At 44.2% G+C, this 9,830-nt stretch carries 4 protein-coding genes; 2 read left to right on the top strand and 2 right to left on the bottom strand.

Annotated features, from left to right (window positions below; translation table 11 throughout):
• The first annotated feature begins 93 nt into the window (after window positions 1–93).
• On the top strand, window positions 94–2,718 hold the full coding sequence (alaS, locus tag JX312_RS04570; RefSeq protein WP_204457202.1) for an alanine--tRNA ligase: 2,625 nt from the start codon (window positions 94–96) through the stop codon (window positions 2,716–2,718).
• 7 nt (window positions 2,719–2,725) lie between these two features.
• A complete protein-coding gene (locus tag JX312_RS04565) occupies window positions 2,726–3,241 on the top strand; it encodes a hypothetical protein (protein ID WP_123406556.1) in 516 nt (171 codons plus the stop codon).
• An 84-nt stretch (window positions 3,242–3,325) separates the two neighbouring features.
• Here JX312_RS04565 and JX312_RS04560 read toward each other — a convergent pair whose 3' ends face one another.
• Together JX312_RS04560 and sprA are read right to left on the bottom strand one after the other, a co-directional pair.
• On the bottom strand, window positions 3,326–4,987 hold the full coding sequence (locus JX312_RS04560; RefSeq protein WP_204457201.1) for a putative transporter: 1,662 nt from the start codon (window positions 4,985–4,987) through the stop codon (window positions 3,326–3,328).
• Window positions 4,988–5,046: 59 nt separating this feature from the next.
• Window positions 5,047–9,816 carry a cell surface protein SprA gene (gene sprA, locus JX312_RS04555; RefSeq protein WP_255563900.1) on the bottom strand — a complete coding sequence of 1,590 codons (4,770 nt, stop codon included), beginning with the start codon at window positions 9,814–9,816 and terminating at the stop codon, window positions 5,047–5,049.
• Window positions 9,817–9,830: the final 14 nt, after the last annotated feature.

Below are 9,830 nucleotides of genomic sequence, written 5' to 3'. Positions count from 1 at the left end.
ATTTCGAATTAAATTTAAACAGTTTCTAAACAACTTGAATTGCAAAAATAGTAAATTATGGTTAAATTTGCAATTCAAAAATATATTAAGACGATGTTGACATCCAAGGAAATCAGAGAATCTTTCAAGAAATTTTTCGAAGAGAAAGGTCATAAGGTAGTGCCTTCTGCCCCGATGGTGATAAAAGATGATCCCACACTTATGTTCACCAATGCCGGTATGAACCAGTTTAAGGATATCATACTCGGGAATCGCCCTGCTGAAGCCAAGAGAGTGACAGACTCTCAGAAATGTTTGCGTGTATCAGGCAAGCATAATGACCTTGAGGAAGTGGGTCATGACACATATCATCACACAATGTTTGAAATGCTCGGAAACTGGAGTTTCGGCGACTATTTCAAGAAAGAGGCGATAGACTGGGCGTGGGAATATCTCACAGAAGTCGTAAAACTTGATCCGAACCGTCTCTATGCCACTGTTTTCGAAGGTTATGCCCCGGAAGGTCTGGAGCGTGACAACGAGGCTGCAGGTATCTGGGAGAAACATCTTCCCGCATCACATATCATCAATGGTAACCGCCATGACAATTTCTGGGAGATGGGTGAGACTGGTCCTTGCGGTCCTTGCTCCGAGATTCATATTGACCTTCGCAGTGATGAGGAACGTGAACTTACAGATGGAGCCACACTTGTGAATAAAGACAATCCACTTGTAATAGAGATCTGGAATCTTGTGTTCATGCAATATAATAGAAAAGCCGACGGTCATCTTGAGCCGCTTCCCGCGAAAGTTATTGATACGGGAATGGGATTCGAGCGTCTCTGTATGGCATTACAGGGTAAAAAGTCAAATTACGATACCGATGTATTTACCCCTCTTATCTATAAGATTTCAGAACTGTCCGGCAAAAAGTATGGCACGGATACTAAAGTTGACATTGCGATGCGTGTAGCTGCCGATCACGTGCGCACGATAGCGTTTTCAATAGCAGATTCACAACTTCCTTCAAATGCAAAGGCAGGTTATGTGATACGTCGGATTTTAAGAAGAGCCGTAAGATACGTATATACATTCCTTGATCAGAAAGAGGCATTCCTTTATAAGCTTGTGGATACTCTTGTCGAGCAGATGGGTGATGCATATCCGGAACTTCCGGCTCAGAAAGAACTTATTAAAAAAGTAATCAAGGAAGAAGAGGATTCATTCCTTCGCACACTTGACAACGGCATACGACTACTTGATTCGTTCATAAAGAAATCAAAAGACGCCGGTAAAGAAAATCTTGCCGGAGAAGACGCGTTTGTGCTGTATGACACCTACGGTTTCCCTCTTGACCTTACAGAACTTATTCTCCGGGAACAGAACATGGGGCTTGACAGAGATGGTTTTGACAAAGAGATGAAGAAACAGAAGGATCGGGCGCGCAATGCTGCTGCTGTGGAAGCGACAGACTGGGTTGAGGTTTCGCAGGGAGAAGAAGAATTTGTCGGGTATGATCTGACAGAGACTCCCGCCAGAATACTTCGTTACCGTAAGGTCAAACAAAAAGGTAAGGAATATTACCAGATAATGTTGTCAAAGACTCCATTCTACGCAGAGATGGGAGGACAAGTCGGAGACAAGGGTGTGCTTGTTTCTCCATCAGGAGAGATTGTCAACATATTTGATACAAAGAAAGAGAATAACGTAGGTGTTCATCTGTCTTATGAGATTCCTTCCGATCCGACCGAAGTCATGACAGCACGAATTGACAAGGTTGCCCGAGCCGCCACTTCTGCCAACCATTCGGCAACCCATCTTCTCCATGAAGCTTTACGTGAGGTGCTTGGCACACATGTAGAGCAAAAAGGATCATTTGTATCTCCGGAAGTGTTACGTTTTGATTTCTCTCATTTCCAAAAAGTAACACCGGAAGAATTGAGACAGGTCGAGCATCTTGTCAATTCAAGAATACGCATGGCTATGAATCTTGAGGAATGCAGGGAGCTGCCGATTGCCGAAGCCCGTGAAATGGGTGCCATGGCTCTCTTTGGAGAAAAGTACGGAGACAAGGTCAGAGTTGTCAAGTACGGATCCTCTGTTGAGTTATGCGGTGGAACTCATGTGGCAAATACCGGAAACATAGGCATGCTTAGGATCCTGTCGGAGAGCTCGATTGCAGCCGGCATTCGCAGAATAGAGGCTGTGACCGGAACCGGTGTCGAAAACATGATGGATAATCTTCAGGATATGATGAAGGATGTTGCTGGACTCCTTGGTGGCTCTGCCGATATTAAAACCGCTGTAACACGAGCTATCGGTGAGAATGCAGACCTTCGGCATCAGGTCGAGGAGTTTATGGCAGAGCGGATTGCAACGATGAGCAGAGAGGCTATTGCATCGGCAAAAGATATAAATGGTATTAAGCTTGTTTCATTATCAGGCATTCGTCTGCCTGATATCGTGAAGAACGTTGCTTTCACCGTGAGACGCGAATGCACAGATCATACTGCTTTTGTGGGAGTGACGGTTTCCGAAGGTAAGCCACTTCTTACCGTTGCGTTATCGGACGATCTCGTGAAAGAAGGGCTGAATGCAGGTCAGATAGTGCGTGAAGCTGCGAAACTCATTAAGGGTGGCGGCGGCGGTCAGCCTTTCTTCGCGCAGGCAGGAGGCAAAGATGCAGAAGGCGTTTCACTGGCATTAGAAAAGATAATGGAATTGCTCCATCTGAAATGATGTACTTATGAATAGATATCTTGTTACTGCATTTGCAGGGGTTTGTATCGCCATAACAGTTTGCGCCGAGAATCACATTGTTATCGCAAAAGATACAAAGGTTTTCGAGGCACCTGTTGCCAAGGATGAATGTGCGGCTCTCAATAAGAATGATGACCCTGTCATTCTTAAGACCGGCATGGTATTCGCGGTAATAGAGCGTAAAGGCGGCTGGTATGTTGTTGAATATTCTCCCGGTTTGCGTGGAATGGTAATGCAGAATGTGATTGCCATGGAAGATGCTATAAAAGTGCCATCTGCCGGGACTTTCAAGGTTGCCAACAACCCTGATGAATCTGTTGTTATCAACAGAGACGGAGACAAATGGTTACTTGAATCTTCTGCAAAGAAATATGAAGGCAGGGAAAATGACAGGACTGTGATTTTCACTACAACAGATGGAGTAGCGGCATATTCGGTTTCAAACCTTTCCGGTAAGCAGGTTGTCTACAGCCTTGACAATAGTGTGACAGGATTCTTTTAATAATCCTTTAATCGGAGATTGTATAAAAAACAGGTCGCATCGTGTTTTCCGCGATGCGACCTGTTTTGTGTGTAATCTCATTATTTACATAAAAATAAGTATCAGCAGCTGCGCAATAACAACACGAGAGAACATTGCTATTGGGTAAACAGTTGCGTAACTTACAGCTGGATTATCACCCTGTATCGTATCGTTTGCGTAGTTAAGAGCCATCGGATTAGCCATAGCACCACAAAGCATGCCGCATGTCGAACCGAAATCAAGTCCGGATATGCGAAGCGAAATCAGCCCCATCAGAACTACAGGAATAACAGTTACTATGAATCCGAGTGCAATCCACAACAAGCCATCCCCCTTCATGATTGTGTCTATGAAATGAGCGCCTGAATCAAGTCCGAGACAGGCAAGAAACAGGGATAGCCCGATGCCTCTCAGCATTAGGTTCGCACTTCGTGTTGTGTATGTTACCATTTGAAAACGAGGACCAAATCGTCCCATCAAGATGCCAACGACAATCGGTCCACCAGCCAGACCAAGTCTGACAGGTGCCGAAATTCCAGGAATCACAATAGGAATGGAACCTAAAAGCAGACCCAGCACAATGCCGACAAATATAACCGCAAGATTAGGATCTTTAAGTTTGGTTGCGGTATTGCCTACAACTTCCGCTACTCTTTCAATCTGGTTCTCTTTACCCACCACAGTCAGCCTGTCTCCAAGCTGGAGAACAAGACTTGGTGTTGCCAAAAGCCTGACACCGCTTCTGCTGACTCTTGTTATATTAATTCCATAGTTGTTGCGCAGACGCAGGCTGCCGAGCTTCTTACCATTTAATTCCGGTTTACTGATAANCAATATTTTTGAAGTGAGCGAACTGTCGATTTTGTTCCAGTCAATATCACCTGTGTTCCAGTCCCGGCTTTCATGTTCGCCAAACAGAACAGTCAATGCATCGACATCGGCTTCAGTAGTTATCACCATCAATCTGTCGTTTGACGCCACCTTTATATCGGATGTCGGTATACTTACTTCTCCGTCACGCCAAAGACGGGATATGACAAACTTTATTGGAGTGATGGCTGCTATCTCCTTTATACTTTTGTCGAATACGGCTGGATTCTTGACCTGAAATGTCGCTATAAATGTATTGTGATCTTCTTCAGAAGTATTAACAACGATGTCAGAGTCCTTTACAGCAATTTTTCTTACAATGATTATTGCCAGTATCACACCTACGACACCGAGGGGATATGTCACTGCGCAACTCAATGCCGCGCCATTGGCAGATATGCCAAGCTGCTGAAGTGCTTGTTGCGCGGCTCCAAGAGCGGGAGTATTTGTTGTTGCTCCACTTATTATCCCTGTCATATCCGACATCGGCACACTGAACATGTAGCTCAAGCCGATTGCGACACCGGTGCCCAGCATGACAGTGGACAGTCCTAATAGATTAAGTTTAATTCCCCCTTGTCTGAATGAACTGAAGAATCCGGGACCGACTTTAAGTCCTAATTCGTAGATAAACAGAATCAGACCGAAACTCTGTGCGAAATTAAGCATTCCGGAGTCTATGGAGAATCCGAGATAACCGGCGAGAATCCCCGCAAAAAACACCCATGTAACACCTAACGAAATGCCCCAGACATGTATTTTCCCCAGACCAAGACCGATGGCGATGATAATTGAAATCACGATTACGGCCTGGACAGCGGAATGCTCGAATAATATATTTTCTATCCAATACATAATGCAAAATTACAAAAAAGCCTGCATATATTAAAGATCTTCTCGGTATGTGCGGCAATCTACCGAGCAAGTGACACATTTACTGCGACTCCGTAATTTGAATTGGATGTCGGGTAGGAGGAACTTGATACAAGAGGTGTGTTGACCTGGTGATCAAAGAAAGCTGACAATGTTATGCGTTTGCTTAGAATGTAGCTTGCCATAAAATTAACGGAGAATGTGCGTGTCCCGTTGGTTGCTTGCGTAAAAGCAGTCTCAATCCTGCGAATCAGGGATTGGTTATTTGACAATGCAAGGTCAAGATTTACAGAAAGATCGTTGGATACCCCACCCTGCCGACTGCCAATTTTCAATATCTTGTTGAAATCGGCTATCTTGTATCCCGCTCCGACTGATAACTGTTTGCTTGTAGTCTCGACAATCTGACCGGCTGACGTATTTAGATTAAGTGTTCTCGCATCGCGATACTCCGCATTAAACGTAAGATCATTGAAAAGAGTCACTTTTACACCAAATAAAGGAGCGAACTTCTCTGTTATGGCTACTGATGTGATATTGAACGGAGAAGACGGAATCGGCAATCCTGTCTGCTCATTAAGAATGAAGCCTCTGCCCTCTCCAATACTCACCCAATTCATGAAACTTGAATATGATCCTACCGAATATGTACACTGATACGCATGAGTAAGAGTAAAAGCTTTGAACCATTTCTGCAGGTTGCCAAGCTTTATAAGTCCGTCATAGGTTACGCGCCAGTTCGGTCGCATGGCGTTTAGTCCTTCAAAGTGCTTGAGACTGATTTTGTCCGGACTTATACCGCTATAGGCAGCAAGAAAGGCTGGAATAAGCACATCAGAACTTGTTGCACTCACTCCTCCCTGTCCTGCATCATACACTGTTCCGGCAAGAGGTGAATCTTCAAGAAATCCTGATGCAGGATAAACCGATCCGTGATAGGAAGCCTCGACACGCTGTGCTACCTGAGGGATATAAGAAAGGAACCTGTTAAAGCTTTCTGATGCATAACCGTCTTCCGCTTTGTAATTTTTCATTGCAGACATAATCGCCACATGTGTGCGCATGTACGATCCCGAGTATGATGTCGGCATACCTGCATACATGAACTGCATCAGCTCTGTTCTCGAATCTGTAAGGTTCGAGGTAAGAAGTATTTTAAGCCCCTTTATAGGCTCAAGATTCAATTCAAAATTAAACTCCTTGTTGTTAGTCCACAATGCAGGAGAAATCTGATCAGAACCGGTTATAAGCCATCCCCTGTCGAGCGCTTTGTCAACATAGTCCTTATCATAGAAGCCAAAGGCGAAGTCAAGACCGGGAGACATTGGTCCGTGCGACAGTGACTGTCCGAAAACATTACCCACATTTGGAGAAAAAAGAGGTAGATTCAATGAATGACCGCTTCTCCACCTGAATGACAGGGAGCGGGGCATCATCAGGAAACGCAGACTGTATTCAGCCAGTTCTGTCGCGAAATTTTTCTTTTCAACATTGTTTTCCCTAACTGTTATTTTTACCGTCTGGGAGCCTCTGTCAAGAATCTCAACTGTATTCTCGTCAATAATTTTGAAATTTAGTTTTTTAGGCTGTCCGTTGGCAACAGCTGCGAACTTTATCTTTTTAGTTTTAAGATTATGCTTAACCAAAGTGCTTGTATCCGGTGACAGTGTAAATGCCCTCTCGAATTTTTTATCACGCTTTCTTGCCGCATTGTTTCGGGAATTGCTATTGCGTGCGGAAGTGGATGACGAGAATCTTTTGTTGATTTTCTGAAGATATTTGGATTTGTTGAAAAGAGTCTCGAAATTCAATCTCGCATCTGCATTCCACGTTGTCTGGTTTTGGATAGTGTTGCCTAAATAGAGGTCTTCAACGGTCGCTCCCTTGTCCCATCTATAGACAGAATTATAAGTCACCGAACCTGACAGATAGTCAAGAGCAGGGATGCGGTTAAAGGGTGCGCGATAGGTGCCGGTGAATGTCTGATTGTAATTCCACGGTGTGCCGAGATGTCTGATCGAAGACAACACGGTATCTTTCCACTGTTCGTATTTATCGGCGAAGAGTCGTCTGTTTACCGCACCGAGTGTCTCTTCAATTCTTGCCGTCGTTTTGCTTGAGAATGTTAGACTCAGGGATTTTATCAGATTCCATGTTATACTGAACTGGCGGTCCCAGACAAAGTTCTTACTTACCTGAACAGGCAGCTGGAAGTCCACATCCACTTCGCTTCTTGTCTGCTGCTCATAGTAATACCTGTGCATGCCCGTATAGAATGTAAGGTTATTGAAAAGCCAGTTAATCTCCCACTCTCGGAAATACTTTGCCGTACGGCTTTTACCCTTTATCCACGCAAACGGTTTGAGTGGTTTGATATATGGCGAATACGAATATTGAAAACTGCCGCGATAATCATTCGTATTTTCATATTCTGTCGTAGGATCTATGTTCTTTTGTTTGTTATATGAGAATGACAAAGTGAAATTTGCCGGATCCCAAGGCATCGGATTCTTGCTTTGTACATTAAACTTGAAGTTGGATATCGAGAAGCTTTCCACACTTTTTTTAGTAATGGCATAGTTTTTTATAGAATCCTTCTCATGTTTTGTCTGAGCCGCATCCAATGCATCTTTCAACAGAATGTCCTGATCAAGGGGATTATATTGCGGTGTTATCGTTTCCTGAGACTTTGAGAAAAAAACAGGGGCCGACAATTTGGCTTTTTCCGGTAAAAATTTACCCAGATCTCCCTGAACAGCTACGTTATACTGTTCGTAATCCTCCATCCTTCGTGATTTAAGCGGTTGGTCAACTCCTCCAAAGCCGGAAGTCTCCTTATGTGCTGAGAAATTAACCATCGCGATGTCACTCACTGCAAGATTTACATTGGCATTTGCCGCCCAGCCGCCGGACTCGTTGAAATCCGTTACTTTCAATTCATTCACCCAGACAGTACCGTCTTTGACACTGTTTGACCTGTTGCGAATACCTATAAGCATAACCCGAACATCGCTCAGACTCGGATTGCCAAGCACAGCCACTGTATTCTGCACGTTGTCGGGATCGTGACCGGTATAAAGCACAGTGTATCCCACCCCGTCCACATTTGCGCTCTTATCGCGGTTTCTTGAAGTCTTCAGGGTAGTAAACACATCCAGTGGAATGTTCAGATAGTTTGCCAAAGGCCAGACTCGGGCTCTGTCAGCTGAATTGAAATTGTTATAATTGCCCGGAGGGGTCAGTTCCAATGGAATCTCATACTCATAATAATTATTCTTGACATCTGACCCCAAGCGAATGAATATAGAAAGGTCTCCATTGCGCAGAGATGTAATGTTGTCAATAAGAGCCTCGGCATGCACCCACATCTGAAGACGCTTGTATATCCTCATGTCAAGCTGCGTGTTTTTATATACACCGCGTGCGTCTCCGGGTTGCAGTCCTTTGACTGTAATCGAAAGAGACTGTTCATTTAACTGCGTTGCCTGAGACTGTCCCGGATCCTGAATCCTGTCAACACCGGGAGGCAAGACATAGTTAACAGGTGTTCTTGCTGAATTTTCCTCAATATTGACCACTGTCATATCGATCTCACCCTCTGCTGGCGAATCATTGCGACTATTCAGATTAAAGCTGTAATCTCGCCATTCGCCTCTTACGAGTTCCAGAGTAGCAAACCGCAGATGTGTTGTTTCTTTGAATCCGGTCATAAACATTCGGGCGAATCTGACAGTTGAGAAATCCGTTATGCCACCTACAATTTTCTCCGGCGAACTCAAAGGAATCTTGAACTGATACCAGACTGCCTGTTGCGGACCGGAGGGAGTATTGACGCGCCTTTCTACCTTGTCTGTGACATAATTTTTGCCCACCTCAAGGTCTTCCGGTCTTATCGAGACTTTATACTGAAAATACCTTTCATATTCATTGAGTGTGTTGTCCTGATTTATGTCTTCGACATCCGGAACAGCTCTTGCAGACTGATACAGAGGGTTGTCAGACTGGTCAGGAGAGAGTGAGTTCCCTTCCACTCCGTTGTAGTGTTTGTAGCGTTCAAGAATATCCGACTGTTTTTCGTCATAATATGGAGAACGAAAGAAATGATAATTATCACCCGCCGGATCATTCATCGGAGAAAAAGGATTGTTCTGCATTTCGGCAAGGACTGATGAAGATAGTTTTCCCCGCAACTTGTCAAGATACTCGTTATACGAAGGAAACGAGAATTCCTCATCGTTTTTAAGTCCGTCAAGACCGACATCCTGCATCGGTCTTGCGTTGGCTGCATTCTCAAATGCATATGTCAGCGAATTCTGTCTTGATACTTTTCCCCATACCGTTTCAGCGATGAATTCATTATTGCCGTCAATCGGAAGTCCGTTTTCATAACTCTTCATGCCGTCCTTAAGAATATCTTCGCTTATTTCTCCGAAATTGAAATAAAGGTCTCCGCCCTCAGTATTGGGATTGTCTGAGTCAAGGAATGGATCCATCATCCAGAATTGGATATATTCGACATTCGATGTCTCGAAGTTGGTGTTGTCCATTTTTTTCATTATGCCACCCCAGCGCTTTTCGGGCTGCAGCAAATTGCCGTTTTCATCAATGCGATCGGCATCAAGATTATACGGTCCCCTCTCTCTCGGATAGAACGAAAGGTTAAGAGTCTGTATATAATTTGCCTCTCCATAATTAAGATCCCGGTATGGAAAGATCTCATCTATCTTGACTTCTCTGACATATGGATTAGAGAGCATGCTTGGATCGTTTTTCATATATCCGGGCACCATCGATGAGTTTTTCTGTGTCAATAACCGGTCGATTT

Source organism: Barnesiella sp. CU968, from assembly GCF_905219685.1.
GTDB classification, from domain to species: domain Bacteria; phylum Bacteroidota; class Bacteroidia; order Bacteroidales; family Muribaculaceae; genus Lepagella; species Lepagella muris_A.
The sequence above is the reverse complement of the archived record's forward strand: the minus strand, read 5'-3'. Positions and strand labels throughout refer to the sequence as shown.

Excerpts from the sequence above, each read along its gene's own strand:
- alaS (WP_204457202.1), top strand. The coding sequence starts at position 94 with ATGTTGACATCCAAGGAAATCAGAGAATCTTTCAAGAAATTTTTCGAA.
- JX312_RS04565 (WP_123406556.1), top strand. The coding sequence starts at position 2,726 with ATGAATAGATATCTTGTTACTGCATTTGCAGGGGTTTGTATCGCCATA.